Consider the following 25,197-nt stretch of genomic DNA (forward strand, 5'->3'; position numbering starts at 1 on the left):
GCCCCGCGTCCAGTGGATGCGGGGCCCTTCCTTCGGATCACTCGGTTCAGTTGTACGTACCCGGCGTGAAGTCGTCCGACGAGAAGCTGTCGAAGTCGACGAAGCTCAGGTCGGCGTCCGAGAACGACGAGTCGTCCGTGAAGATGCGGTTGGGGTACCGCTCGGCCTTCGCTTCTTCCGTCGCGTTCACGTCCACGTCGCGGTACCGGCTGAGGCCCGTCCCGGCGGGGATGAGCTTACCGATGATGACGTTCTCCTTGAGGCCGACGAGGTGGTCCTGCTTGCCCTCCATGGCCGCCTGCGTGAGGACGCGGGTGGTCTCCTGGAAGGACGCGGCGGACAGCCACGACTCGGTCGCGAGGGACGCCTTGGTGATGCCCATGACCTCCTGGCGAGCGGAAGCGGTCTTGCGACCCTCCTGCAGCGCCGCACGGTTGATCGCGTTGTAGCGCGACCGGTCGACGAGCTCGCCCGGCAGCAGGTCCGTGTCGGCGTGGTCGACGACCGTCACCTTGCGGAGCATCTGGCGGACGATGACCTCGATGTGCTTGTCGTGGATCGGCACACCCTGCGAGCCGTACACGTCCTGCACACCGTTGACCAGGTGCTTCTGGACCTCACGGACACCCTTGACGCGAAGGACTTCCTTCGGGTCGACGGTGCCGGCGATGAACTGCTCGCCGAGCTCGACGTGCTGGTTGTCCTCGATGAGGAGGGTCGCACGCTTGAGCACCGGGTAGATGAACGGCTCGTCGCCGTTGTCCGGCGTGAGGATGATGCGACGGCCCTTGTCCGTGTCCTCGATGACGACGCGGCCGGGGGCCTCGGCGATCGGGGACGCGCCCTTGGGGGTACGAGCCTCGAAGAGCTCGGTGACACGGGGCAGACCCTGGGTGATGTCGTCGGCCGAGGCCGAACCACCCGTGTGGAAGGTACGCATCGTCAGCTGGGTACCGGGCTCACCGATGGACTGGGCGGCGATGATGCCGACCGCCTCGCCGATGTCGACGAGGTTGCCCGTGGCGAGCGAACGGCCGTAGCACTTCGCGCAGACACCGACGGCCGACTCGCAGGTCAGGACCGAGCGCACCTTGATGCTCTCGACACCGGCCGCGACCAGCTTGTCGATGAGGACGTCACCGACGTCCTCGCCTGCCTCGGCGACGACCGTGCCCTTCGCGTCCGTCGCCGCGGTGGCGAGGGTGCGCGAGTACACGGTGTTCTCGACGCGGGCGTCGCGGACGAGCTTGCCGTCGGCGTCGACCGTGGCGATCGGCAGTTCCAGACCACGCGTCGTACCGCAGTCGTCCTCGCGGATGATGACGTCCTGCGAGACGTCCACGAGACGACGGGTGAGGTACCCGGAGTCCGCGGTACGGAGCGCGGTGTCGGCAAGACCCTTGCGAGCACCGTGGGTGGCGATGAAGTACTCCGCCACGGTCAGGCCCTCGCGGTACGAGTTGATGATCGGGCGGGCGATGATCTCGCCCTTCGGGTTGTTCACCAGACCACGCATACCGGCGATGTTGCGGACCTGCAGCCAGTTACCACGAGCACCGGACGACACCATGCGGTTGATGGTGTTGTCGACCGGGAAGTTGTCGCGCATCTCCTGCGCGATCTCGTTCGTGGCCTCGGTCCAGATCTTGATCAGGTCGGCGCGACGTTCCGCGTCGGTGATCAGACCCTTGTCGAACTCGCCCTGGACCTTGGCGGCCTGGACCTCGTAGCCCGCGATGATCTCCTTCTTGCGAGGAGGCGTCACGACGTCGGAGAGCGCCACGGTCACACCGGAGCGCGTGCCCCAGTAGAAGCCCGCGTCCTTGATCCGGTCGAGCGCAGCGGCCGTCTCGGTCTTGGAGTAGCGCTCGGCGAGGTCGTTGACGATCGCGGAGAGGGTGCCCTTGTCGGTGACCCGCTGGACGAACGGGTAGTCCGCCGGCAGGGTCTCGTTGAAGAGCGCGCGACCGAGGGTGGTCTCGAGGAGGATCGACTGACCGACCTCGTAGCCCTCGGGTGCTTCACCCTCGGCGAAGTGGACACCCGACATGCGGATCTTCACCTGCGCGTTGAGGTGCAGCGTGTTCTGGTCCTTCGCCATGATCGCCTCGGCGACCGAGGAGAACGAACGGCCCTCACCGACGGCGCCCTCGCGGACGGTCGTCAGGTGGTGCAGACCGATGATCATGTCCTGTGCGGGCAGGGTCACCGGGCGGCCGTCGGACGGCTTCAGGATGTTGTTCGAGGCGAGCATCAGGATGCGGGCCTCGGCCTGGGCCTCGACCGACAGCGGCAGGTGCACGGCCATCTGGTCACCGTCGAAGTCCGCGTTGAACGCAGCACACACGAGCGGGTGGAGCTGGATGGCCTTGCCCTCGACGAGCTGCGGCTCGAACGCCTGGATGCCCAGACGGTGCAGCGTCGGCGCACGGTTCAGCAGCACGGGGCGCTCGCGGATGATCTCCTCGAGCACGTCCCACACCTGCGGACGCGAACGCTCGACCATGCGCTTGGCCGACTTGATGTTCTGCGCGTGCGACAGGTCGATCAGGCGCTTGATGACGAACGGCTTGAACAGCTCGAGGGCCATCTGCTTGGGCAGACCGCACTGGTGGAGCTTGAGCTGCGGGCCGACGATGATGACCGAACGACCCGAGTAGTCGACGCGCTTGCCGAGCAGGTTCTGACGGAAACGACCCTGCTTGCCCTTGAGCATGTCGCTCAGGGACTTCAGGGCGCGGTTGCCGGTGCCCGTGACGGGGCGACCACGACGACCGTTGTCGAACAGCGCGTCGACCGCTTCCTGCAGCATGCGCTTCTCGTTGTTCACGATGATCTCGGGGGCACCGAGGTCGAGCAGGCGGCGGAGACGGTTGTTGCGGTTGATCACACGACGGTAGAGGTCGTTGAGGTCCGACGTGGCGAAGCGGCCACCGTCGAGCTGCACCATCGGGCGGAGCTCCGGCGGGATGACCGGCACGACGTCGAGCACCATCGCTGCCGGCGAGTTGCCGGTGGCGAGGAAGGAGCTGACGACGCGCAGACGCTTGATCGCGCGGATCTTCTTCTGGCCCTTGCCCTCGGCGATCTGCAGACGCAGTGCCTCGGCCTCGGCGGCCAGGTCGAACGCCTCGAGCCGCAGCTTGATCGCCTCGGCGCCCATGTAGGCGTCGAAGTAGATCCCGAAGCGGTCCTGGAGCTCGTGGAAGACGGCGTCCTCGGGCTTGAGGTCGCCCACCTTGAGGTTCCGGAAGTCCTCCCACACACGCTCGAGACGGGTGATGTCCTCGTCGAAGGACTTGCGGACCTGGGACATCTCCTTCTCGGCGGTGTCCTTGGTGCGGCGCTTGATGTCGGCCTTGGCGCCCTCTTCCTCAAGCGCGGCGAGGTCGTCCTCGAGCTTCTTGAGGCGGTCGGCGATGATCGAGTCGCGCTGGTTCTCGAGGTTCTTGATCTCGAGGCGCATCTCGTTCTCGAGACCCGGCATGTCAGCGTGCCGGCCCTCTTCGTCGATGCTGATGATCATGTACGCGGCGAAGTAGATGACCTTCTCGAGGTCCTTCGGCGCCATGTCCAGCAGGTAGCCCAGGCGCGACGGGACGCCCTTGAAGTACCAGATGTGCGTGACGGGTGCGGCGAGCTCGATGTGGCCCATGCGCTCACGACGGACCGAGGACTTGGTGACCTCGACGCCGCAGCGCTCGCAGACGATGCCCTTGAAGCGGACACGCTTGTACTTGCCGCAGGCGCACTCCCAGTCGCGGGAAGGACCGAAGATCTGTTCGCCGAACAGACCGTCCTTCTCGGGCTTCAGGGTGCGGTAGTTGATGGTCTCCGGCTTCTTGACCTCGCCGTACGACCACTGGCGGATGTCCTCGGCCGTGGCGAGGCCGATCCGCAGTGCGTCAAAGGAAGTTGCTTCGAGCAATGTTCTTCTCTCTTGCTGAATTCGAAACGTTGTCGGGCGGGGCGGGATCAGATGTCGTCGACGGAGGACGACTCGAACCGCGAGGAGATGTTGATGCCGAGCTCTTCAGCGGCACGGAAGACCTCGTCGTCCGTGTCGCGGAGGCTGACCGCCTGGCCGTCGGCCGAGAGGACCTCGACGTTCAGGCAGAGCGACTGCATCTCCTTCATGAGGACCTTGAAGCTCTCCGGGATGCCGGGCTCCTGGATGTTCTCGCCCTTGACGATCGCCTCGTAGACCTTCACGCGGCCGAGGATGTCGTCGGACTTGATCGTCAGGAGCTCCTGGAGGGCGTACGCGGCACCGTATGCCTCGAGTGCCCACACCTCCATCTCGCCGAAACGCTGTCCACCGAACTGCGCCTTACCACCCAGCGGCTGCTGCGTGATCATCGAGTACGGGCCGGTCGAACGGGCGTGGATCTTGTCGTCGACCAGGTGGTGGAGCTTCAGGATGTACATGTAGCCGACCGACACGGGCTCCGGGAACGGCTCGCCGGAGCGGCCGTCGAAGAGCTGGGCCTTGCCGGAGGAACCGATCAGGCGCTCGCCGTCGCGGTTCGGGAGCGTCGAGTCGAGGAGGCCCTCGATCTCACGCTCGTAGGCGCCGTCGAACACCGGGGTGGCGACCTTCGTGCCGGGCTCCGCGCTGCGCGCGGCTTCCGGCAGGGCCGAAGCCCACTCCTGGATGCCCTCGACGTTCCAGCCCTGCTTCGCGAGCCACCCGAGGTGGATCTCGAGGACCTGGCCGAAGTTCATGCGGCCGGGGACGCCGAGCGGGTTCAGCACGATGTCGACCGGGGTGCCGTCCGCGAGGAACGGCATGTCCTCGACCGGCAGGATCGTCGAGATGACGCCCTTGTTGCCGTGTCGACCGGCGAGCTTGTCGCCAGCGGTGATCTTGCGCTTCTGGGCGATGTAGACGACCACGCGCTGGTTGACGCCCGAGCCGAGCTCGTCGTCGCCGTCCTGCGCGTCGAACACCTTGACGCCGATGATCGTGCCCTCTTCACCGTGGGGCACCTTGAGCGAGGTGTCGCGGACTTCGCGCGACTTCTCGTTGAAGATGGCACGGAGGAGACGCTCTTCGGCGCTGAGCTCGGTCTCGCCCTTCGGCGTGACCTTGCCGACGAGGATGTCGCCGGGGCGGACCTCGGCACCGATGCGGATGATGCCGCGCTCGTCGAGGTCGGCCAGGAGGTCCGGGCTGACGTTCGGGAGGTCGCGGGTGATCTCTTCCTTGCCGAGCTTGGTGTCGCGGGCGTCGACCTCGTACTCCTCGATGTGGATCGAGGAGAGCGTGTCGTCCTTCACGAGGTTCTGCGACAGGATCATCGCGTCCTCGTAGTTGTAGCCCTCCCACGGCATGAACGCGACGAGGAGGTTCTTGCCGAGCGCGAGCTCGCCGTTCTCCGTCGCGGGGCCGTCGGCGATGACCTCGCCCTGCTCCACACGCTCACCGGCGCTGACGATCACGCGGTGGTTGTAGCTCGTGCCCTGGTTCGAGCGGTCGAACTTGCGGAGGTAGTAGGACTGCGTCCCGCCCTCGTCGAGCTGCAGGGTCACGGCGTCGGCCGAGACCTCGGAGACGACACCGGCCTTCTCGGCGGTGACGACGTCGCCGGCGTCGATGGCGGTGTAGCCCTCCATGCCGGTACCGACGAGCGGCGACTCGGAGCGGAGGAGCGGCACGGCCTGGCGCTGCATGTTCGCACCCATGAGGGCGCGGTTCGCGTCGTCGTGCTCGAGGAACGGGATGAGCGACGTCGCGACCGACACCATCTGGCGCGGGGAGACGTCCATGTAGTCGACCTCGCCGCGGGCGACGAGTTCGACCTCTCCGCCCTTCTTGCGGACGAGCACCTTGTCGTCGGCGAAGTGGAAGTCGTCGGTCAGCGGGGCGTTGGCCTGCGCGACGACGAACTCGTCTTCTTCCGAAGCGGTCAGGTAGTCGATCGTCTTCGTGACCTCGCCGTTGACGACGCGACGGTACGGGGTCTCGATGAAGCCGAACGAGTTGATCCGACCGAAGGACGCGAGCGAGCCGATCAGGCCGATGTTCGGGCCTTCCGGGGTCTCGATCGGGCACATGCGGCCGTAGTGCGACGGGTGGACGTCACGGACCTCGACGCCGGCACGCTCACGGGACAGACCACCCGGGCCGAGGGCCGAGAGACGACGCTTGTGCGTCAGGCCCGCGAGCGGGTTGTTCTGGTCCATGAACTGCGACAGCTGGGACGTCCCGAAGAACTCCTTGATCGCGGCGACGACGGGGCGCACGTTGATCAGGGTCTGCGGCGTGATCGCCTCGATGTCCTGCGTGGTCATGCGCTCGCGGACGACGCGCTCCATGCGGGAGAGACCGGTGCGGACCTGGTTCTGGATGAGCTCACCGACGGCACGGATGCGACGGTTGCCGAAGTGGTCGATGTCGTCCACGTCGAGGCGGAGCTGCACCGGCTCGCCGTCGCGGACGCCGTCGATCGTGGTGCGCTCGGCGTGCAGCGAGACCAGGTACTTGATCGTCGCGACGATGTCCTGCACCGAGAGCACGGAGTCGGACAGCGGCGCGTCGATGCCGAGCTTGCGGTCGAGCTTGTAGCGACCCACCTTGGCGAGGTCGTAGCGCTTCGGGTTGAAGTAGAAGTTGTCGAGGAGCGCACGCGCGGCCTCGGCAGCGACCTGCTCGCCCGGACGCAGCTTGCGGTAGATGTCCTTGAGCGCCTCTTCCTTCGTCAGGATGGCGTCCTTCTCGAGGGTCGACTCGATCGAGGCGAAGCCCTGGAACTCGTCGAGGATCTCCTCGCTCGTCAGGCCGAGGGCCTTGAGGAAGACCGTGACGGACTGCTTGCGCTTGCGGTCGATGCGCACGCCCACCTGGTCGCGCTTGTCGATCTCGAACTCGAGCCAGGCACCACGCGACGGGATGACGCGAGCCGAGTAGATGTCCTTGTCGGACGTCTTCTCCTGCTGACGCTCGAAGTACACGCCCGGCGAGCGGACGAGCTGCGAGACGACGACGCGCTCGGTGCCGTTGATGATGAACGTGCCGCGCTCGGTCATGAGCGGGAAGTCGCCCATGAAGACCGTCTGCGTCTTGATCTCACCGGTCATGTGGTTCATGAACTCGGCGTTGACGTACAGCGGGGCGGCGTAGGTCTTGCCGCGTTCCTTGCAGTCGTCGATCGAGTACTTCGGGTCCTCGAGCTCCGGGGACGTGAACGAGAGCTGCATCGTCTCGCCGAGGTCCTCGATCGGGGAGATCTCCTCGAAGATCTCCTCGAGGCCGGAGTGCAGCGCGAGGTCGGTACGACCCTGCTCCTGCCCCTCGGCCAGTCGGGCCTTCCAGACGTCGTTGCCGACGAGCCAGTCGAAGCTCTCCGTCTGGAGAGCGAGCAGATCCGGAACCGTGAGGGTGTCCGTGATCTTGGCGAACGAGAGTCGCGAGTGGTTGCGACCGTTCTTGGGGTTGGTGGATGCGTTGGGCGCAGCAGCCAAGGGTGTGACCTCCGTAGGCCCCGTCGGGCCGGTACTGACGAGCAGCATGTAGGTGAGTGGATTGACGCTCGGCGCAACCCCGAGACACGCAGTCATGCCCGTGTCACGTGGACGAAGGGCATGTGCGATGATCTGAGTGAGCGGCACCCGCCGACATATACGGGTCCGGCTGCACCAGGGCTTGTCCTCGAAGGGACCTTTGGGTCGACCGCAATATGACGACACGCAGCCAGGGAGCGCGAACTGCCATCATAGGCAGCGGCCGCGCATGATGTCCAGTCCTGGCTTGACCAAATTCGTGGACGACGTGTATAAGCACCGATCGCCCGCCGGCATTCCGCGGCCCTGGAGCCGGCCAGGCGCCTAACCGAGGCGTTCGCGCTCGACGCGAGCCGGGCCTCCGACCCGGTTCTCGAAGCCCGCCAGCGCGCGGAACGCGTCCTCCGGACGGCGGGTGCGCACGAAGGTGACGCGGCCGCGGTCGTCGGTCAGCTCGATCCCGAGCCCCGGCGTCAGCATCATCGCCCGGACGCCGCGTCCGAGTCGCAGGCCGATGCCGCCGTACGTCCGGGCGTCCGCCTCGACGAGCCGGGCGTCCGTGATCCGGGCGCGCGGGATGCGGCGCGGCGGGAGCGGGCGGAAGTGCAGGGTGACGTGCGTGTCGGTGACGGTGAAGCCGGAGCGGGCGAGCAGCAGGAGCAGCCCGACGACCATGCCGACGACGCCGGGGACGATGAGGGCGACCTCCGGCGCTTCGCCCGGCCAGCCGAGCACGGCGCCGGTCAGGCCGCCGCCGGCCGCCAGCAGCAGGCCGCCGACGACGCGCATCCAGACGGGTGCGTGCTCACGGTCCGCGTGGAACGGGCGGGAGGCCCGGGTCACCACGGCCGGTCGGCTCGCGGTGACGAATCGGTGCGTCGGGACGCTGAGGGTGTCGGCGGACAAGTGGGACTCCTGCGGTTCGGGGCCGTTCGGATGCTGCACTCGGTATTTTACATGCAGAACGACGGGTGTTCAACGGTCGACCGCGGTGGGGACGCGTCGACGGCGGGGGCGCTGCGGCGCGCTGGTGACGGCGGTGGGGCGCTCGTCACGGTCGGCCGGAGTGCGGACCCGCGGCAGGGTGGGGGCCCGGCGGGTCGACGCACCCGGCGCGACGACGGAAACCGACGGTACGTGACGACCCTTGGCGTCCACTGTCCGTCCATGTGTACGCATTCATCTGCCGAGCGCGGGCGCCGCCTGGTGCTCGAGACGCCGCCGAGTCGCCGAGACACCGCCGGAAGTCGCGGCGTCTCGGCCGACGTGCGGCGTCACGGCACGATGGAGGCGCCACGCGCCCCGCGTCGCCCGCCCGCCCGCCTCGCGTCAGCGCAGGACGAGGGCGACGGCCTCCGCGCGGGTGCGGACCCCGAGCTTCTGGAACAGCTGGTTCACGTAGGACTTCACGGTCGGCACGGTCAGGAACAGCTCAGCGGCGATCTCCGGGTTCGTCCGGCCCTCCGCGATGCGCTCGAGCACGTCGGCCTCCCGCGGGGTGAGGTCGGGGAACCGCTCGCGCAGGCCCGTCGGGGCCGCCGGCACCGCGAGCTGCGCGACGAGCCGGGCTCCGACGGCGGCGTCGAAGGTCGACTGCCCGGAGGCCACCGCACGGATCGCGGTCGCGATCTCCACCCGGCCGGCGTCCTTCGTCAGGTACCCGCGGGCCCCGGCCCGGAGCGCGGTGGTGATCGACTCGTCGTCGGCGAACGTCGTCAGCACCAGGACCGCGACGCCCGGGTGCTGCTCGGCGATGCGGGCCGTCGCGGTCGGGCCGTCCACGACCGGCATCCGGAGGTCCATCAGCACCACGTCCGGCGCGTGCTCAGCCACGGCGGCGAGGGCCTCGGCGCCGTCGGAGGCCTCGCCGACGACCTCGAGGTCCGGCACCAGGGACAGCACCGTCACCAGGCCGTCCCGCACGATCGCCTGGTCGTCGACGACCAGCACGCGGATCACCGGTCGCCGTCCACACGGTGGTGCGCGACACGGTGCCCCGCCGTCGGCAGGTGCATCGCGACGACGAACTCGTCACCGGCGCGGTCGGTGTGGATCGTCGCGCCGTCGGGCAGCTCCGCGAAGCGCTCGTGCATCCCGATCATGCCGTGGCCGTCGCCGGACAGCGGGTTCGCGATGACGACCTCCACGGCGGAGCCGTCCCGGATGACGGAGAGCGAGACGGGGCGGCCAGGGGCGTGTCTGCGGGCGTTGCTGAGGGCCTCCCGGCTGGCGGCGACCACGGCGGCACGGTGGGCGTCGTCGAGGTCCGCGAGTGCCAGGTCACCCTGGGTCAGCACCTCGCCGCCGAAGGAGCGGTGCGCCGCGACGAGCGCGGGCAGGCCGGTCACGGCCGTCGGGTCCGCCGGGTCCGGCTGGGAGGCCGTGGCCGACACCGGCGCGCCGGCCACGGCCTCGGGGTGGTCCCCGCCGACGTCCTCGCGCAGGGCGTGCACCGCGCGTCGGGCCTCCGCCAGGCCGTCCGCCGCGAGGGTCCGTGCGTCCGCGGCGCGTCGGGCGGCCTCGTCGACGCGGCCGGCCTCGAGGAGCGCCTCGACCGCGTCGAGCTGCAGCACGAGGCCGCCGAGCGAGTGCGCGAGGACGTCGTGGACGTCCCGGGCGGCACGGGAGCGGTCCGCCAGGAGCTCGGCACGCGCCTGGTCCCGCTCCGCCTGGCGCGCCTGGGCCTCGGCGAGCCGGAACTGACGACGGCTGAACCCCACGAGCACGCCGAGCACGAGCCCGCCGCACGACGCGAGCACGAACACCACGGCGGTGCCGACGGCCGCGGCGGTCACGGCGATCTCCACCAGCGCGACGAGGACGGCCACGGTGCCGGTCCACACGGGCAGGCGGTCGCTGGCCTGGAGCACCACGATGCCGACGATCACGGGCGCGAGCATGAGCGCGTCGGTGGACACCACGACCGCGGCACCGGCGACGACCATCACGGCAGCCGCGACGACGGTCGTCCTCGGCGTGCGGAGGAACTCGCGGACGGTCCACGCGGCGAGCGCGACCGTCCCGACGACCCAGGCCCACGCCGGCAGGTGCAGGGCAAGACCGTTCTTCACGAACCAGAACGTGACGGCGACGATGCCGACCGCGCTGAGGCCCCAGCCGAGACGCGACCGCGACCGGCCTCCGGAGAGGTCGGTCGGGTCGTCGCCGGACAGCAGGGTCACCGGACCATCATGCCGCTGGCACGGTTCGGGATCCGCTGGTCGAGGACGAGGGCACGGGCGGCCCGGTTGATCGCGAGCATCAGCAGGACGGCGCCGGTCGAGCTGAGCAGGTGGGCGCCGAGGTGCCCGCCGAGCACGTCGAGACCGATGCGGACGCCGATGAGGACGACCCACAGTCCGGCGCCGGACCAGCCCGTGCGGGACTGCAGGGTGCGGCCCTTGTCGTCGGGGGTCGACACCGTACGGAACTTCGTGATGGACCCCATCGACAGGCCGACGGCGACGGAGACGAGCGCCTCGATGCCGAGGAAGACGATGTCGGTCGTGGTGATCGACGCCTTCGTCTGGGCCAGGACGACCACGCCGACGACGGCCATGACCATCGGCATCCGCCAGACGCGCGCCGGGTCGAGGAACCGCCAGGTCGCCTGTCGGTACGCGAGGAACCCGACGAGGGCGAGCCCGATGAGGATGTTCGCGAGGAGCTGGACCGACATGGTGATGAGCCTTCCGTGGTGTCCGGCGGGGTGGTTCCCGGCCGGTGATCCCATCGTGGTTCGGCGACGTCCGCGGCCCCACCACCCTGGGGTGGGGACGTGGGTGGGGATCCGCGTGGTGTTCGATGGAGCCATGGCTGATGCGTTCGACGGATTCAAGCTCGGTGCCGGGTTCTCGGTCATCGAGCCGGACCGGCACCGCCCGGGGTCGTTCACGCTCGTCGTCGACGGGACGCCGCAGTCGCACGTCGACCTCGAGGACCCGACGCACCTGGCGTTCGAGTACATCCGGCGGATCGGGCACGCCATCGACCTGTTGCCGCCCGGCCCGATCACGGCGGTGCACCTCGGCGCCGGGGCCCTGACGCTCCCCCGCTACGTCGCCGTCACCCGGCCGGGGTCCCGGCAGCAGGTGATCGAGCTCGAGCGCGACCTGGTCGACCAGGTCCGCGACGTCCTGCCCTTCCCCCGCGGCGCGTCGATCCGGGTGCGGTACGGCGACGCGCGCGAGGTCCTGGGGAAGCTCCCGCACGGGTTGCGCGGCACCGTGGACCTGGCGGTCGTCGACGTGTTCGGCGGCTCGCGGATCCCCGCCCACGTCACGAGCGTGGAGTTCTACCGGGAGGTCGCTGCCTTCCTGTCGCCGACCGGGATCGTCGCGGTGAACGTCGCCGACGGTGCGGGGCTGGCGTTCGCGCGGGGGCAGGCGTCGACGCTGCAGTCGGTGCTGCCGTCGGTCGCGGCCGTCGCGGACACCGGGATGCTCAAGGGGCGGCGGTTCGGCAACATCGTGCTGCTGGGCTCGCCGACGGACCTGCCCGTGGCGGACATGCCGCGGCGGTACTCCTCGGACCCGATGCCGGCGAAGGTCGTGCACGGCGCCGAGCTCAAGGCCTTCATCGCGGGCGCGCCGATCGTCACGGACGCCACGGCGGTCGCGTCGCCGGAGCCGAACCGGTCGGTCTTCGGCGCGTAGGCGGCGGACGCCTGGCCGCCCGGTGTCCGGTGTCCGGTGTCCGGCGTCCGGGCGGGCCGTGCCGTGTCCGGGCACTGTCCGGGTGGCGCTGCCAGGATGGGTGCTGAACGACCGCGCAGGCGCGCGACCGAACGAGACGGGGATGCCCTCATGACGAACGACGACCGGAGCAACGACGACCGGACGGCCGACGGCCAGGCGCCGAGCTGGGGCGGGACGCCGCAGCAGCCGGCGCACGAGCAGGCGCCCCGCTACGGCGAGCGCATCACCCCGGCGTCGGCACCGCAGTACGGGGAGCAGGCACCGCAGTACGGCTCCGGGCAGTACGAGCAGCAGCAGCAGGGGCAGTACGGCCAGTCGCAGTACGGCCAGTCCCAGCCGTCCTACGCCGCGGCCCCGGCACCCTCTGGCGCCCCCGCGTGGCAGAGCCACGACGAGCCCCGGGCGAAGAAGAAGACCGTCGGTGTCATCGCGTTCGCCGCCTCGATCGTCGCGCTCATCGCCGGCATCGTCGGCGGGTACCTCCTCGGGACGGCGCTCGGCGCCAGCGGTGCGCTCCGCGACATCATCGACAGCGGCGGCACCTCGAGCGCCGACCAGCAGCAGCTCCAGGACTCGCTGATGAACGGCGCGAACGCCGGTCAGCTCGCCGCGGGCTCGGTGTTCATGTGGATCGGGACGCTCTTCGGCCTGTGGGGCATCGTGCAGGGCATCGTCGCGATCGCCACGAAGCGCGGCCGCGGCTGGGGCGTGTTCGCGCTCATCCTCGGCGTCGTCGCGGCCATCGTCGCGTTCTCCGTGTACATCGGCATCGCGGTGTCGTCCACCGGCGCAGCCTCCTGACACCGTGCTCGGCCTGACACCGGAGCTCGGCGGGCGAGGAACCGTGATCGGCGTGTGGCACCAGCCGCTCCCGGGTGACCGCGGTTACCCTCGACCCTGATGTCCCTCCCGCCCGACGACCGTCAGCACAACGACCGGGACGACCGCGCCCGGGAACCGCGCCATGCGGCTTCCGTCACCGCGGGCGTCAGCCCCGGCAGCACCTTCGCGCCGATCAGCCTGCGCCCCGCAGTCGACGTGCAGGTGATCCAGGACCGCCTCCGCGACCTCGGCCAGAGCCGCAGCACCGAGGCGCTCGCCGAGCGGGCCGAACTGCTGCGCCTGCTCGGACGACTCGACGAGGCGCTCGTCATCGCGGAAGAGGTCTTCCGGCTGACGATGTTCACCGGCGAACGCTCCGACAAGGTCGCAGCGCGGGTCCGTCGTGCGCACGTCCTGCACGACCTGGGTCGCTACGAGCGCGCCGCGACCGAGGCCGCGCTGGCCCGGGACACGGCGACCACCGAGGAGTGGCCGGAGCTCGAGGGCGCCGCCGCCGAGATCGAGGGCTGGTCGCTGTTCGAGCTCTCCCGCTTCGACGAGGCGCGTGAGGTCCTCGGCCGTTCCTACGAGGCGTTCCGCGCCGCCGGGGCCCCGGCCGAACGCACCGACGCGCTCCGCACCGCGGTGGAGGCAGCGATGCGCGCGTCGATCGCCCGGCCGTCCGCCGCTCCCGAGCGCGATCGTGCCGACGGTGCCCGGCGGGACGCGGCTCCCGCCGCCGAGGACCGTCCCCGCACCGCTCGCGAGGCCGCGATGCGCCGGGAGACCGACCCGGCCACCCGCGTCGCGGAGCCGGTCAAGGAGATCCCGCCCGTCCGACGCCGTGTGCTCGGGGCTCCCGACGCCGCCCGGACCGAGGCGGACACCCTGTGGGGCAAGCTGACCGACCGAGCCGATCGGACCCGTCCCACCGACCGCGACCGGTGACCTCGCTCGACCTGGTCCGGTCCCGAGCGGACGAACTCATGCGCGCCCACCTCGGCGCCGGCACGTGGACGTTCGCCTTCGACCACGCCAAGACCCGCGCCGGGCAGTGCGACTTCGCGAAGCGGCGGATCACGGTGAGCCGGCACCTCGCCGCACGGTTCTCGGACGAGGACGTCGACCAGGTCCTGCTGCACGAGATCGCACACGCGATGAGCGGGGCGCGTGCCGGGCACGGGCCGAAGTGGCGGCGGACCGCTGCGTCGATCGGGTACACCGGCTCGCGCCTGCACGACGGGCCGATCGCCAGCGAGCTCGCCCCGTGGGTGGGGGTCTGTCCCGCGGGCCACGAGCACTTCCGGTACCGGACCCCGACCAGGCCGCTGGCGTGCGCGATGTGCTCCCGGCGCTTCGACGAGCGGAACCTCATCGCGTGGAGTCGACGGACCGAGCCCGCTCGTCGCGAACCCGGGACCATGGCGGGCGTGTAACCCGTCAGCGTGGCCCGATGCGCCCCGTCCGGTTCCGGCAGCACGATGCGCATCCGACCCGTTAGCCTGGCCCGATGCACACGGGGCAGCACATCCGCACGGACTCGGGGTCGTCGTGGTTCTTCGACGCCGGTCGGATCGCCCTCGACTTCGCACACACCGGCGGCTTCGCCGACGACCCCGCCGGCGCTCGCCCACGGGCGCAGCTCGGCGAGCTCCTGATGACCCCGGCCGACCTGGACGAGTGGCTCAGCGACCACACGGAGCCGATCGACCTCGGTGCGACCGCCCGCGAACTGCAGGACGCCCGCGAGCTCCGTGCCGCGATCGGTCGCCTGGCCGTCGCTGCGGCACCGGCGCCGGCGTCGACCGCCGCGGAGCGCACGGCGGTGGCGGCGGGCCTCCGCGCGGGGACCGGTCGCACGCGCCCCGCGCCCGACGACATCGACACCGTCAACCTGTTCGCCGCCCTGCCGGACGTGCCCCCGAGCCTCCCGGGTGGCCGCCGCCGGGCCGGGGCGAACCGGGTGCGGCTCGCACAGGCGCTCTCGAGCGTCGCGCGCGACGCCGTCGCGCTCTTCACCGAGGTCGGCTTCGACGACGCCGAGGCCGACGGCCGCCCGACCCGGCTCAGCCGGTGCTCGGCGCCGGACTGCGGCCTGGTGTTCTACGACTCGTCCCGTGGTGGGACGCGTCGGTGGTGTGCGATGCAGCGGTGCGGGAACCGGGCGAAGGTCCGGGCGCACCGTGCGCGCCGTGCAGCCGCCTAGGACGAACGCCAGGTGATCGTCGAGTCGCCCTCGGGTGCCTCGTCGACGGGCGCGGCCCGCATGTAGCTGACGGCGTCGACCGTGCTGCCGGAGGGTGCGAGCAGCACCGCGCAGACCTCGGCGGTCCCGTCGTCGGTGAGCGCCTTCGCGATCGCCTTCCGGTCGAAGGGGCACGCGTCCTGCAGGACGTCGTTCCGGTCGCTCGTGTCGAGCGATGGTCCCGCCTGCAGCCGGTCGTCCGCCCGCAGCCCCCATGCATCGTTCGCCAGGTCCCCGACGGCGTCGGTGTCGAACGTGCCGCTGACCCGCTGCACGGTGAAGTGCGCCAGGTACGCGTCGTCGCCCTTGGCGCTGAGGCCGAACTGGTCCATGGCGCCCGAGGTCACCCGTTCGACCTTCTCGGCCCGGATCGCGAGCTGGCCGTGGAACGCCGAGCCGTTGAGCTTCGTCGTCACCCGGTCGCCCATGTCGTGTCCGCCCTGCGAGCACCCGGTGAGCACCGCGGCGGCGGCGACGGCGAGCACGCCCGCGCCGATCTGTCGTCGTCTGATCCCCTGCATGGCCGCAACGCTACGGACCCGTGCGGCCGAGGGCACGTCGTCGACACAACCTCGGATCGGGCGCGGTTCGACGCAAACCGAACTTCTGTGTTCGGCTCTCCGAATCCTCTGGCATGCTGGTCGACATGACCGACACCGCGACGCCGCGCCTGGCCCCCACCGGGGACGCCCCGCGGAAGCGTGCGGCGGGTCTCACGCTCCTCGGCCCCGCGTTCGTCGCGGCGATCGCCTACGTCGACCCCGGCAACGTCGCGGCGAACCTCACGGCCGGCGCGAAGTACGGCTACCTGCTGCTGTGGGTCCTCGTCGCCGCGAACGCCAGCGCCGTCGTGGTCCAGTACCTGTCGGCGAAGCTCGGGATCGTCACGGGCAAGTCCCTGCCGGAGCTCCTCGGGCTGCGGATGAAGCGCGCACCCCGGCTGCTGTTCTGGGCGCAGGCCGAGATCGTGGCGGCAGCGACCGACGTCGCCGAGGTGATCGGCGGTGCGCTTGCCCTGCACCTGCTGTTCGGCCTGCCCCTGGTGGCGGGCGGTCTCATCACGGGCGTGGTGTCGATGGCGATCCTGGTGCTGCAGAACCGGCGCGGTGCCCGCACGTTCGAGGTCGTCGTCACGGCGATGCTCGCGGTCCTGACCATCGGGTTCTGTGCGGGGCTGCTGTTCGCGCAGGTCTCCCCCGGCGAGCTCGTGTCGGGTCTGGTGCCGCGCTTCGCGGGCTCCGAGTCGGTGATGCTCGCGGCGTCGATGCTCGGCGCGACCGTGATGCCGCACGCCGTCTACCTGCACTCCGCACTGGCGCGGGACCGGCACGCGGGCGCCCCCGCCGGCCCGGAGCGACGCCGCGTGCTCGTGATGACGCGGTGGGACGTCGCCCTCGCGCTCGTCGTCGCGGGCGGGGTGAACATCTGCATGCTCGTCCTGGCGGCGGCCACCCTGCCCGGCGTGCCGGGGACCGACACCATCCCTGGGGCGCAGGCGGCGATCGCGACCCACGTCGGTCCGGTCGTCGGTGTGCTGTTCGCCGTCGGTCTGCTCGCGTCCGGGCTGGCCTCGACGTCGGTGGGGTGCATGGCCGGTGCCGAGATCATGCACGGCCTGCTGCACGTGCGGGTCCCGCTGCTGGTGCGGCGCATCGTGACGCTCGTGCCCGCGATCGTGCTCCTCGCCCTTGGCGCCGACGCCACGATGCTGCTCGTCGTGAGCCAGGTGGTGCTGAGCTTCGGGATCGCCTTCGCGATCATCCCGCTCGTGACCTACACGTCACGGCGGAGCGTGATGGGCGCGGACGTCAACGCCCGCGGCACGCGCGTGGTGGCGTGGGTGATCGCGACGGTCATCGTCGCGCTCAACGTCGCGCTGGTCGTGCTGACGATCACGAACTGAGCGCGCCGGAGCCCCCGCGCACGCCCGTCGGCGCACGCGTCCGCGCACCGGGCCCGTCGGCGCGTGTGGCGCGAACCGGCATCGCACAACGCGAACCGGCTCGCACCACGGAGATCCGCGGTTCGAGCCGGTTTCGGTTGTGCGACGCCACGAACGGCACGGCGTCAGGCGCGGGCGCGGGCGCCTCGACTACTCGACGACGCGGACGCCCTTCCAGAACGCGACGTAGCCGCTGTAGTCCTTGCCGACGCGGTCGAAGGACGACGGGATCGGCGTGGGGTACGACCACGCGTTGTCCTGCAGCGCCTGCCCGTCGACGTTCACGGTGTAGTACTGCGTGTCGCCCTTCCACGGGCAGTGGTACTGGGTGTCGGTCTCCGTGAAGTACTCGGTCTTCACGCTCGACGGCGGGAAGTACCAGTTGCCCTCGATCTTGATGAGGTCGTCCTCGGATGCCTCTGCGATGACGGTGTCGCCGACGACTGCCTTCATGGTGCGCTCCTTCGTTGGTGGGCGGTCTGCCCACCCGGTCGGAACGCTACGCGCGGGCGCTGTGTTCCCCGGCGCGGATCGTGACGAGCTCCGGCCCCGCGGCGAGCGCCGCGTGCACGCGCTCCGGACCGAGCTCGCGGGCCGCCTCCGAGGCCGTCACCAGGTGCTTCACGGCCCGCCGGAGCCCCGTGTAGGCAGCGCAGGCGGCCGCGGCCTCCGGGGAGGAGTGGTCGATCCCGACGGCGGAGAGCGCGTCCACGACGGCGCCGGCGCCGAGCAGGTCCTCGACGGCGAAGTCGGGTGCGTCCGGCACGTCGGCCGACTCGCCCGCGGCCTCGGCCGCGTCGCCACCGGAGGGCGCGTGGTGCGTCCCCGCGGCGATGACCGCGACCACGCACCGGTCGCCACGATCGGCCTGGAGGCTCGTCACCCGTTCCGCGATCGCCGCCGCGTTGGCCAGGTGGCCGGCCACGACCTCCGCGCCCGCCGGGAGCTGTCGGCCGACGGCCCGGTGGTCGGCCGTGCGACCGTCCCCCGGACCCGAGGGCAGGACGTCGACCCAGACGACCAGGTGCGCTCCGACGGCGACGCGGCGAGCGCCGGCGACGCCCCATCCGAAGCGGACCTGGTACTGCTGCTGGCCTCGTTCACGCACTCCGTCACGATAACCGCTGTGCAGGACCTGTCCCTTTCCACAGGGGCTCCGCTCCCCGGGGTTCGTCAGCGGGACCGCCAGTACGATCGACTCCCATGGAGATCGCCCCCGCACCGACCCTGACCGGTGACCGCGTCACGCTCGAGCCCCTCGGCCACGAGCACGCGGACGACCTCCGGGTAGCGGTCGCGGACGGGGATCTGTGGCGCACCTGGTACTCCTCGGTCCCGGCTCCGGCGCAGGTCGACGCCGAGATCGACCGCCGGCTCGCCGAACAGGAAGCCGGCCGGATGGTGCCGTTCGCGGTGCGCGACCGGCCGACCGGGCGCGTGGTGGGCTCGACGACGTTCATGGCGATCGACACGGCCAACCGTCGGGTCGAGATCGGGTCGACCTTCCTGGCGAAGTCGGCGCAGCGCTCGGGGATCAACACCGAGTCGAAGCTGCTGATGCTGTCGCAGGCGTTCGACGTCTGGCAGTGCATCGCGGTGGAGTTCCGGACGCACTGGCACAACCAGCAGTCCCGCGCGGCGATCGCCGGCCTCGGCGCGAAGCAGGACGGCGTCCTCCGCAGCCACCAGGTCGGGCGTGACGGCACCCTCCGCGACACCGTCGTCTTCTCGATCACGGCGGCCGAGTGGCCGACCGTCCGGCTCTCGCTGGCCGAGCGGCTGCGGCGCCACGACCGCGCCGAGGGCTCACGCCGCCGCTCCGCCCGGCACGCCTGACCTACTCGGCGCTGCTGTGCACGGTGCGGCCGTCGAACGGCTGCGTCGGGCGGTCGTTGTCGTGGTGGACCGCCGTCAGTGCGTCGATCTGGTCCCGACCGAGCTCGATCGGCGTCGCGAGGACGACCCAGTGCACGCCCTCCGTGCACGGCGGTGTGGTGAGGGACCCCTCGTAGCTCCAGTACGAGCGGTCCGCCGGCAGCATCGTCCCGATGTCGACCGCGTCCTTGTGCGCTGACGTCGTCCCTTCGACCGCCCCCGCGATGTAGGGGTCGAACGCGGGGTCGTGCGCTCCGACCCGTGCGAAGACGGCGACGACCGCGAGCTTCCCGTCGGCGTCGGCGTGCACGAAGTGCAACTCGACGGGGTGGCGCTCGCCTTCGACGGTGTGCTCCGACGGCGCGTGGAAGTGCATCTGCTGCAGGTGGTACTCGGTGCCGTCGATCACGGTCGTCTCACCCGAGCCGGCCGTGAGCTGCACGGTGTGGCCGTTGTCGGCAGTGGTCTCGTCGACGTCCCCCGAGGTCACGTCCAGGGAGAGCGGGGCGTCGTGACCGAGGGCCGGCAGGTCGATCGGCGACTGTGCCGTCCCGGCGGCGCACGTGCCGTACTCGCTGGACAGCGACGCCCAGTGCGCGGGGTCGTCGACGCCCTCGTACCCCCAGTGCGCCGGTGACGGGGTGGCACGGACGGATGCGGCCGGGGTGCGGGTGGACACCGGGGCCGACCCCGCGCCGCACGCGGTGAGGGCGACGACGGAGGTGGCCGCGAGCGCGACGACGAGCGGGATGCGGGAACGTGGATGCATGACAACATCTTGCATGTTGCATTCCGACCGATCGCCGGAGAGGCGACCTCCGTCCTGAGGCGCACCTCAGAGCGCGTGCACGACCTCCCGGTCTCCGAGCGGCTGCACGGGACGGGCGTTCTCGACGTGGGCCGCCTCGAGGTCGGCGAGCTGGTCCGCCCCGAGCTCGACCCGGTCCTCGAGCACGATCCACCGCACTCCCTCGGTGCAGGGCGGCGTCGTGAGTGACCCCGCGTACGTCGCGAACGAGCGACCCTCCGGCAGCATCCGGTCCACGTCGACGGTGCTCGCGCGACCGGCCCCGGCCGTGGCCCCGGCGACGTAGCTCTCGTACACGGGGTTGTGCCGGCCCTGGTCGGCGAGGACCCCGAGCACCGTGAGCGCCCCGTCGTCGTCGGCGTGGACGAAGTGGAACTCCGCAGCGGCGGCCTCGCCCGCGACTGTGTTTTCCGAACCCGCGTGGAAGTGCATCTGCACGAGGTGCAGGTCCGCCCCGGCCACGCGGGTCCGCGCGCCGTCGTCCGGGGTGAACTGCACCGTGTGGCCGTTGTCGGCCGTCAGTCCTGCGACCGCCCCGGCCGCCGTGATGTCGAGCGCGCAGCCACGCTTCGGCGCCGGGAGGTCGACCGGCGACCGCTCCGAGCCGGACGAGCAGGTGCCGTACTCGTCGGACAGCGCGCCCCAGTGCTCAGGAGCGCCGTCGCCCTCGTAGGACCAGGACGCGCCGGGATCGCCGCCGTGCGCATCGGCCGTGGTCGTGGAGTCGGCTGGTGCGCAACCGGCGAGGGCGAGGAGGGTCACCGGCAGGACGAGGAGTGCGGTGCGGATCCGCGGATTGCTGTACATGTCCACATACTGGAACATCACATGTCGGCAACGCCTGGGAACGGTGCCGCGTACCGTCCACCGCATGCACGTCGGTCTCCGTCTCGTCCTCGATGCCCCCGTGGACGCCGTCCGCGACGCCCTGATGGCGCCTGCCGTGATGGTGGGGGTGACGAAGCCGTTCCTGGTGTACCGGTCGCTCGACCCCGCGGGGTTCCCGCACCGCTGGACGCCGGGCGAGCCGCACCCGATCGCCGCGAGCGCGTTCGGCGTGGTCCCGAGCGGGACCAGCCACGTGGACATCGACCGCTACGAGGTCGACGGCGTCCCCGTGCAGCGCGACAACGGCGGCGGCACGAGCGGCCTCTTCGCCCGGATGGCGATGCGGCACCGGATGGCGGCGACGTCACTGCCGGACGGCACGACCCTGCTCGTCGACCGACTCGACTACCGGATGACCCCCGCGGTCCTCGGTGTCGCGCTCTGGCCGGGCATGTGGGTGATCTGGCAGTGGCGTGCGCTCCGGATGCGGCAGCAGGCGCCCACCTGGCCGCCGGCCTGACGCGTTCCCGTCGGCCTCTGCCGGTCCCTGCCGGGGACGCGCCGGGCCGGACACGCGCGATCGGGGTGAGATCAGCCTCCCGTCCGCCGCGCAGCGGGCGTAGCCTCGACCACGTGAGCCAGACGCGCCCCGAGGAGCCGATGACCGACGACCGTGTGCACCGCACGCTGGCGACCGTGGACTGGCGTCGGATGACGTTCGACCTCTACCGTCGCGTCCGGGCCACCCCCGACCCGGAGACCGCGCACGCGCTGTGGCGCGAGACCCGCGACGCGATGTTCGCCGAGCACCCGGCCAGCCCGCTCCTCGACGAGGACGCGGTCGACTTCGAGGAGCTCCCCGTCCCGCCGTACGACCCGGACTGGCGCTTCCGGGCGCGCATCGAACCCGCCGAGGACCAGGTGCTCGACGTCGAGACGGGCACCGACGGCACCGTGCACTTCGATCGGCTCGGGATCGTGCGCCTGCCGGGCATCGGCACCCTCGACGTGTGGTCGCACGGCGGCTACGCGGGCGGCGTGTTCGTCCCCGTGAAGGACGCCAGCGCGGGGAAGGCCCGCGGGACCTACGGCGGCGGGCGGTACCTGCTCGACACGATCAAGGGCGCGGACCTGGGCGGCGACGACGGGGAGGTCGTGCTCGACTTCAACTTCGCGTACAACCCCTCGTGCGCGTACGACCCGGCGTGGGCGTGCCCGCTCGCGCCTCCGGGCAACACCGTGCCGGTGGCGATCCCCGTCGGCGAGCAGTACGACTTCTAGGACGGGCACGATGTCTTCCAAGACCGGCACCGGGTCGACGACCCGGCTCGTGGCGATCGACGCCGGCGGGCGCATCCCCCCGTTCGAACAGGTGCGCTCGCAGATCGCGGCGCAGATCACAGCGGGGTACCTGGTGGACGGGCAGCGCCTGCCGAGCGTCCGCTCGCTCGCCGAGGAGCTCGGGCTGGCGGCCGGGACCGTCGCGAAGGCCTACGCGCTGCTCGAGGAGGCCGGGCTCGTGCACACGGCTCGCGGCGCCGGCACCCGGGTGGTGCGTCCGGGCGAGGTGCCGGACGCCGTGGCCGGGGCGGTGCGCGCGCTCGTCACCGAGGCGAAGGCCGCGGGACTGTCCGCCGACCAGACCGCGACGGCACTCCGGGACGCCTGGCCCGCGTAGCGCAGCTGGGGCCGCCGTCTCAGCAGTGCTCGAAGACGTACGACTCGTGCCCCCGCGCGACCAGGTCCCGGTCGCGCAGGATCGTCATCGCCGGACGGCTGTCCGACGCGCAGACGTCCGACCACGGGCCGTCGGTGTCGTCCGAGTACTCGACGTCGATCACCCGCGCCCCGTAGGCCTTCGTGTACGCGCCGCACTCGTCGTAGGTCACGCACTCCTCGGCCACGACGAAGTCGAACCCGGTGTCACGCCGGCCGGCAGACCCGAGCTGCGGGGTGTTCTTCTGCCCGGCGGCGAGTCCGTGCTCGTGCGCGACGTCCACGAGCTGCTCGGCGAGCGCGAGGTTCCCCGCACGCGTCAGCGCACCGTGCGAGCGCGTCCACGAGTCCAGGTTGTCGAACTCGACCGCGTCGAACCCGCGGTCGCTGCACCGTGCGATCGACTTCGTCAACACGTGCACGATCGACTGCCGCGCCCCCGCGCTCGCGGTGTCGAGGAGCATCTCGTCCGGCCACCCGGGGTCGGACACGGGCTTCCCGTCGTCGTCCCGCAGGAGCGCGTCCGGGTACCGGTCCTTCCACATCGCGGCGTCCTCGGGCTGGGTCTGGAAGCCGTTCACGTAGCAGATCGAGTACCTGCCGGCGGCCGGGTGCGCGGTGCTGTCCCGCTCGACGATCGTCACGTCGTCGGCCGGGCGGTACGCGCCGCCGAGCTGGTAGTCCGGGATGCCCGAGGTCGGGAGGTTCGTGTACCCGTCGTCCGCGCCGTCGCTGCCGGTGCCCGCCGCACACCCGGCCAGCAGCAGGGCCCCCACGACGAGCACGGAACCGAGGACCAGGGACCGAGCACGCATGACCGTGATCCTCCCACGGACCCCGCACTCTTCCGTGTGGAGTGGTCCAACCGCTATGATGGACGTACTCGAGGCGCCGATCGCCTCGTGCGTCGTACGGACGCCCCCGAAACCTCCCGGTCGAACTGACCGATGCGTATCGCGCACCACCGCTCCCCCGGAACCCGTCCGGGTCGGAACACCGGTGCCAGGCTCTCTGCTGCGGCGACAGTGCCCGCACCGCCGTGCCCTCTCCCGAGGGGGCTCGCCCGCTCCCCGGAGTGGACAACGGCCGCGGACACGATCCCGCCCGCGCGCTGATCCGAGCGCGCACCACGGCCGGCAACGGCCCGAAAGGTCATGATGACCAACCCCACTGAAGACATCCGCTTCGCCGATCTCGGCGTTCCCGCCCCGATGGTCGACGTCCTCGTCGGCCAGGGCAAGGAGAACGCCTTCCCGATCCAGGCGGACACCCTCCCCGACTCCCTCAAGGGCAAGGACGTGCTCGGCCGCGGCCGCACGGGCTCCGGCAAGACGATCGCGTTCGCGATCCCGCTCGCCGCACGCCTGGCCGCGAACCCGCGGAAGCGCCGTGCCGGCCGACCGCGCGCCCTCGTGCTCGCCCCGACCCGTGAGCTCGCGACCCAGATCGACGCGACGCTCGCCCCCCTCGCCAAGGCGATGGGCCTCAACACCACGACGATCTTCGGCGGCGTCTCGCAGGGCCGTCAGGTCGACGCGCTCCGCGGTGGCGTGGACGTCGTCGTGGCCTGCCCCGGTCGCCTCGCCGACCTCATGCAGCAGGGCCACGTGTCGCTCGACGCGATCGAGGTCACCGTCCTCGACGAGGCCGACCACATGGCCGACATGGGGTTCCTGCCCGGTGTCACGAAGATCATGCAGGCCACGCCCGAGCAGGGGCAGCGTCTGCTGTTCTCCGCCACGCTCGACAACGGCGTGGACAAGCTCGTGAAGAAGTTCCTGCACAACCCGGTGATGCACTCCGTCGACGACGAGTCCAGCCCCGTCGAGGCGATGACCCACCACGTGTTCGAGGTCGCCGACGCCGACGCGAAGAAGGACCTCGTCCGCACCCTCGCCTCCGGCACCGGTCGCCGCATCCTCTTCATGCGCACGAAGCACCACGCCAAGCGCCTCGCGAAGCAGCTCTCCTCGCAGGGCATCCCCGCGGTCGACCTGCAGGGCAACCTGTCGCAGGGCGCCCGTGAGCGCAACCTCGCCAAGTTCTCCGCCGGCGAGGCCCTGGTGCTCGTCGCCACCGACGTCGCCGCCCGCGGTGTGCACGTCGACAACGTCGAGCTCGTCGTGCACGTCGACCCGCCGACCGAGCACAAGGCGTACCTGCACCGTTCGGGCCGTACCGCCCGTGCCGGTTCGTCCGGTGACGTGGTCACCGTGGTCATGCCGGCCGAGCGTCGCGACGTCGCGCAGATGATGCGCAAGGCCGCGATCACGGTCACGCCGCAGCAGGTCTCCGCCTCGTCGGCTCCGGTCGCCGCGCTCGTCGGCGAGATCGCTCCGATCCGCCACGTGGCCGAGGCACCCGTCCAGCAGCAGCAGCCGCGTCGCCAGCAGTCCGCGTCGTCCGACGCCGCCGGTCAGGGTCGCGGTCGCGGCCGTGGTCGCGGCGGTCGCTCCGGAGGCTCGGCTCCGGCCGCGCAGTCCGGCTCGGCTCCCAGCGGTGCCGGTGCAGGGCGTCGTGGCGGTCGTGCCACCGAGGCCGGCTCCGCGTCGTCCGGTGGGCAGCGCCGTTCCGGCGGCAGCCGCCGCGCCTCGAGCGACGGCGTCCGCGGTGGCTCCGCTCCGGTCTGGTCCTCCGACGGTGGCTACGCCCCCGGTCGCAGCTCCGGTTCCGAGTCCGGTGGCAACCGCCGTGGTGGCGGTTCGCGTCGCGCATCGCGTCCGGCGGGTTCGGCACGCTGACGTCCCGCGGGGGACAACCT

At 71.1% G+C, this 25,197-nt stretch carries 23 protein-coding genes; 11 read left to right on the top strand and 12 right to left on the bottom strand.

Annotated elements, in window-relative coordinates; genetic code table 11:
• Positions 1-46: 46 nt before the first annotated feature.
• The 6 genes from ACIPJY_RS10625 to ACIPJY_RS10650 all read right to left on the bottom strand — a co-directional run bounded on the left by ACIPJY_RS10625 (position 47) and on the right by ACIPJY_RS10650 (position 11,182).
• Positions 47-3,928, bottom strand: coding sequence for a DNA-directed RNA polymerase subunit beta' (locus tag ACIPJY_RS10625; RefSeq protein ID WP_400464883.1), 3,882 nt, complete (start codon positions 3,926-3,928; stop codon positions 47-49).
• Between the two features lie 47 nt (positions 3,929-3,975).
• On the bottom strand, positions 3,976-7,464 hold the full coding sequence (gene rpoB / locus ACIPJY_RS10630) for a DNA-directed RNA polymerase subunit beta (protein ID WP_400464880.1): 3,489 nt from the start codon (positions 7,462-7,464) through the stop codon (positions 3,976-3,978).
• 363 nt (positions 7,465-7,827) lie between these two features.
• Complete coding sequence (locus tag ACIPJY_RS10635) at positions 7,828-8,409, bottom strand: hypothetical protein (RefSeq protein WP_400464877.1); 582 nt, start codon at positions 8,407-8,409, stop codon at positions 7,828-7,830.
• Between the two features lie 423 nt (positions 8,410-8,832).
• Complete coding sequence (locus ACIPJY_RS10640; protein ID WP_400464875.1) at positions 8,833-9,462, bottom strand: response regulator; 630 nt, start codon at positions 9,460-9,462, stop codon at positions 8,833-8,835.
• The gene (locus ACIPJY_RS10645) at positions 9,459-10,685 is read right to left on the bottom strand and encodes a sensor histidine kinase (RefSeq protein WP_400464872.1); all 1,227 of its coding nucleotides are present in this window, start codon (positions 10,683-10,685) and stop codon (positions 9,459-9,461) included. The genes ACIPJY_RS10640 and ACIPJY_RS10645 overlap by 4 nt, the downstream gene beginning before the upstream one ends.
• On the bottom strand, positions 10,682-11,182 hold the full coding sequence (locus ACIPJY_RS10650; RefSeq protein ID WP_400464869.1) for a hypothetical protein: 501 nt from the start codon (positions 11,180-11,182) through the stop codon (positions 10,682-10,684). The genes ACIPJY_RS10645 and ACIPJY_RS10650 overlap by 4 nt, the downstream gene beginning before the upstream one ends.
• Before the next feature lie 133 nt (positions 11,183-11,315).
• On the opposite strand from ACIPJY_RS10650, the gene ACIPJY_RS10655 reads away from it, so the two are divergent.
• From ACIPJY_RS10655 to ACIPJY_RS10675, 5 genes are all read left to right on the top strand, one after another.
• Entirely contained in the window at positions 11,316-12,158 is an 843-nt protein-coding gene (locus ACIPJY_RS10655; RefSeq protein WP_400464866.1) for a spermidine synthase, read from the top strand.
• 150 nt (positions 12,159-12,308) lie between these two features.
• Positions 12,309-13,001: a DUF4064 domain-containing protein gene (locus ACIPJY_RS10660; protein WP_400464863.1), complete on the top strand. Its 693-nt coding sequence runs from the start codon at positions 12,309-12,311 to the stop codon at positions 12,999-13,001.
• A gap of 99 nt (positions 13,002-13,100) precedes the next feature.
• Positions 13,101-13,970 (top strand): hypothetical protein, encoded by an 870-nt coding sequence (locus ACIPJY_RS10665; RefSeq protein WP_400464860.1) that lies wholly within the window; start codon positions 13,101-13,103, stop codon positions 13,968-13,970.
• Positions 13,967-14,458, top strand: coding sequence for a SprT-like domain-containing protein (locus ACIPJY_RS10670; protein WP_400464857.1), 492 nt, complete (start codon positions 13,967-13,969; stop codon positions 14,456-14,458). Before ACIPJY_RS10665 ends, ACIPJY_RS10670 begins: the two co-directional genes overlap by 4 nt.
• A 74-nt stretch (positions 14,459-14,532) precedes the next feature.
• A complete protein-coding gene (locus tag ACIPJY_RS10675) occupies positions 14,533-15,228 on the top strand; it encodes a CGNR zinc finger domain-containing protein (protein WP_400464854.1) in 696 nt (231 codons plus the stop codon).
• On the opposite strand, the gene ACIPJY_RS10680 is transcribed toward ACIPJY_RS10675, so the two are convergent.
• Entirely contained in the window at positions 15,225-15,788 is a 564-nt protein-coding gene (locus ACIPJY_RS10680) for a hypothetical protein (protein WP_400464851.1), read from the bottom strand. The genes ACIPJY_RS10675 and ACIPJY_RS10680 overlap by 4 nt on opposite strands.
• A gap of 125 nt (positions 15,789-15,913) precedes the next feature.
• Between ACIPJY_RS10680 and ACIPJY_RS10685 the strand changes: the two genes are divergently transcribed.
• On the top strand, positions 15,914-17,170 hold the full coding sequence (locus ACIPJY_RS10685) for an Nramp family divalent metal transporter (RefSeq protein ID WP_400464848.1): 1,257 nt from the start codon (positions 15,914-15,916) through the stop codon (positions 17,168-17,170).
• 189 nt (positions 17,171-17,359) lie between these two features.
• On the opposite strand, the gene ACIPJY_RS10690 is transcribed toward ACIPJY_RS10685, so the two are convergent.
• Both ACIPJY_RS10690 and ACIPJY_RS10695 read right to left on the bottom strand, forming a co-directional pair.
• On the bottom strand, positions 17,360-17,662 hold the full coding sequence (locus ACIPJY_RS10690; protein ID WP_400464845.1) for a DUF427 domain-containing protein: 303 nt from the start codon (positions 17,660-17,662) through the stop codon (positions 17,360-17,362).
• A 46-nt stretch (positions 17,663-17,708) separates the two neighbouring features.
• A complete protein-coding gene (locus tag ACIPJY_RS10695; RefSeq protein WP_400464842.1) occupies positions 17,709-18,317 on the bottom strand; it encodes a hypothetical protein in 609 nt (202 codons plus the stop codon).
• Between the two features lie 95 nt (positions 18,318-18,412).
• Here ACIPJY_RS10695 and ACIPJY_RS10700 point away from each other — a divergent pair, with 95 nt between their 5' ends.
• On the top strand, positions 18,413-19,045 hold the full coding sequence (locus tag ACIPJY_RS10700) for a GNAT family N-acetyltransferase (protein WP_400464840.1): 633 nt from the start codon (positions 18,413-18,415) through the stop codon (positions 19,043-19,045).
• A gap of 1 nt (position 19,046) precedes the next feature.
• Here ACIPJY_RS10700 and ACIPJY_RS10705 read toward each other — a convergent pair whose 3' ends face one another.
• Both ACIPJY_RS10705 and ACIPJY_RS10710 read right to left on the bottom strand, forming a co-directional pair.
• Positions 19,047-19,853: a carbonic anhydrase gene (locus tag ACIPJY_RS10705; RefSeq protein WP_400464837.1), complete on the bottom strand. Its 807-nt coding sequence runs from the start codon at positions 19,851-19,853 to the stop codon at positions 19,047-19,049.
• 66 nt (positions 19,854-19,919) lie between these two features.
• A complete protein-coding gene (locus tag ACIPJY_RS10710; protein ID WP_400464834.1) occupies positions 19,920-20,699 on the bottom strand; it encodes a carbonic anhydrase in 780 nt (259 codons plus the stop codon).
• A gap of 64 nt (positions 20,700-20,763) precedes the next feature.
• Here ACIPJY_RS10710 and ACIPJY_RS10715 point away from each other — a divergent pair, with 64 nt between their 5' ends.
• The 3 genes from ACIPJY_RS10715 to ACIPJY_RS10725 all read left to right on the top strand — a co-directional run bounded on the left by ACIPJY_RS10715 (position 20,764) and on the right by ACIPJY_RS10725 (position 22,398).
• Positions 20,764-21,240: a hypothetical protein gene (locus tag ACIPJY_RS10715; protein ID WP_400464831.1), complete on the top strand. Its 477-nt coding sequence runs from the start codon at positions 20,764-20,766 to the stop codon at positions 21,238-21,240.
• Between the two features lie 140 nt (positions 21,241-21,380).
• A complete protein-coding gene (locus ACIPJY_RS10720) occupies positions 21,381-22,001 on the top strand; it encodes a DUF1684 domain-containing protein (RefSeq protein WP_400465174.1) in 621 nt (206 codons plus the stop codon).
• 10 nt (positions 22,002-22,011) lie between these two features.
• Entirely contained in the window at positions 22,012-22,398 is a 387-nt protein-coding gene (locus tag ACIPJY_RS10725) for a GntR family transcriptional regulator (RefSeq protein ID WP_400464828.1), read from the top strand.
• Between the two features lie 19 nt (positions 22,399-22,417).
• On the opposite strand, the gene ACIPJY_RS10730 is transcribed toward ACIPJY_RS10725, so the two are convergent.
• Positions 22,418-23,251 (bottom strand): endo alpha-1,4 polygalactosaminidase, encoded by an 834-nt coding sequence (locus ACIPJY_RS10730; RefSeq protein WP_400464825.1) that lies wholly within the window; start codon positions 23,249-23,251, stop codon positions 22,418-22,420.
• A 342-nt stretch (positions 23,252-23,593) separates the two neighbouring features.
• On the opposite strand from ACIPJY_RS10730, the gene ACIPJY_RS10735 reads away from it, so the two are divergent.
• Positions 23,594-25,177 carry a DEAD/DEAH box helicase gene (locus tag ACIPJY_RS10735; RefSeq protein WP_400464823.1) on the top strand — a complete coding sequence of 528 codons (1,584 nt, stop codon included), beginning with the start codon at positions 23,594-23,596 and terminating at the stop codon, positions 25,175-25,177.
• The last annotated feature ends 20 nt before the right edge of the window (positions 25,178-25,197 follow it).

It is taken from the genome of Curtobacterium sp. NPDC090223 (assembly GCF_044746585.1).
Lineage (GTDB): Bacteria > Actinomycetota > Actinomycetes > Actinomycetales > Microbacteriaceae > Curtobacterium.

Coding starts and splice junctions, on each gene's coding strand:
- ACIPJY_RS10685 (WP_400464848.1), top strand. CDS start 15,914: ATGACCGACACCGCGACGCCGCGCCTGGCCCCCACCGGGGACGCCCCG.
- ACIPJY_RS10700 (WP_400464840.1), top strand. CDS start 18,413: ATGGAGATCGCCCCCGCACCGACCCTGACCGGTGACCGCGTCACGCTC.
- ACIPJY_RS10655 (WP_400464866.1), top strand. CDS start 11,316: ATGGCTGATGCGTTCGACGGATTCAAGCTCGGTGCCGGGTTCTCGGTC.
- ACIPJY_RS10660 (WP_400464863.1), top strand. CDS start 12,309: ATGACGAACGACGACCGGAGCAACGACGACCGGACGGCCGACGGCCAG.
- ACIPJY_RS10680 (WP_400464851.1), bottom strand. CDS start 15,788: ATGCAGGGGATCAGACGACGACAGATCGGCGCGGGCGTGCTCGCCGTC.
- ACIPJY_RS10665 (WP_400464860.1), top strand. CDS start 13,101: ATGTCCCTCCCGCCCGACGACCGTCAGCACAACGACCGGGACGACCGC.
- ACIPJY_RS10715 (WP_400464831.1), top strand. CDS start 20,764: ATGCACGTCGGTCTCCGTCTCGTCCTCGATGCCCCCGTGGACGCCGTC.
- ACIPJY_RS10710 (WP_400464834.1), bottom strand. CDS start 20,699: ATGTACAGCAATCCGCGGATCCGCACCGCACTCCTCGTCCTGCCGGTG.
- ACIPJY_RS10675 (WP_400464854.1), top strand. CDS start 14,533: ATGCACACGGGGCAGCACATCCGCACGGACTCGGGGTCGTCGTGGTTC.
- ACIPJY_RS10690 (WP_400464845.1), bottom strand. CDS start 17,662: ATGAAGGCAGTCGTCGGCGACACCGTCATCGCAGAGGCATCCGAGGAC.
- ACIPJY_RS10650 (WP_400464869.1), bottom strand. CDS start 11,182: ATGTCGGTCCAGCTCCTCGCGAACATCCTCATCGGGCTCGCCCTCGTC.
- ACIPJY_RS10720 (WP_400465174.1), top strand. CDS start 21,381: ATGACCGACGACCGTGTGCACCGCACGCTGGCGACCGTGGACTGGCGT.
- ACIPJY_RS10735 (WP_400464823.1), top strand. CDS start 23,594: ATGACCAACCCCACTGAAGACATCCGCTTCGCCGATCTCGGCGTTCCC.
- ACIPJY_RS10705 (WP_400464837.1), bottom strand. CDS start 19,853: ATGCATCCACGTTCCCGCATCCCGCTCGTCGTCGCGCTCGCGGCCACC.
- ACIPJY_RS10730 (WP_400464825.1), bottom strand. CDS start 23,251: ATGCGTGCTCGGTCCCTGGTCCTCGGTTCCGTGCTCGTCGTGGGGGCC.
- ACIPJY_RS10725 (WP_400464828.1), top strand. CDS start 22,012: ATGTCTTCCAAGACCGGCACCGGGTCGACGACCCGGCTCGTGGCGATC.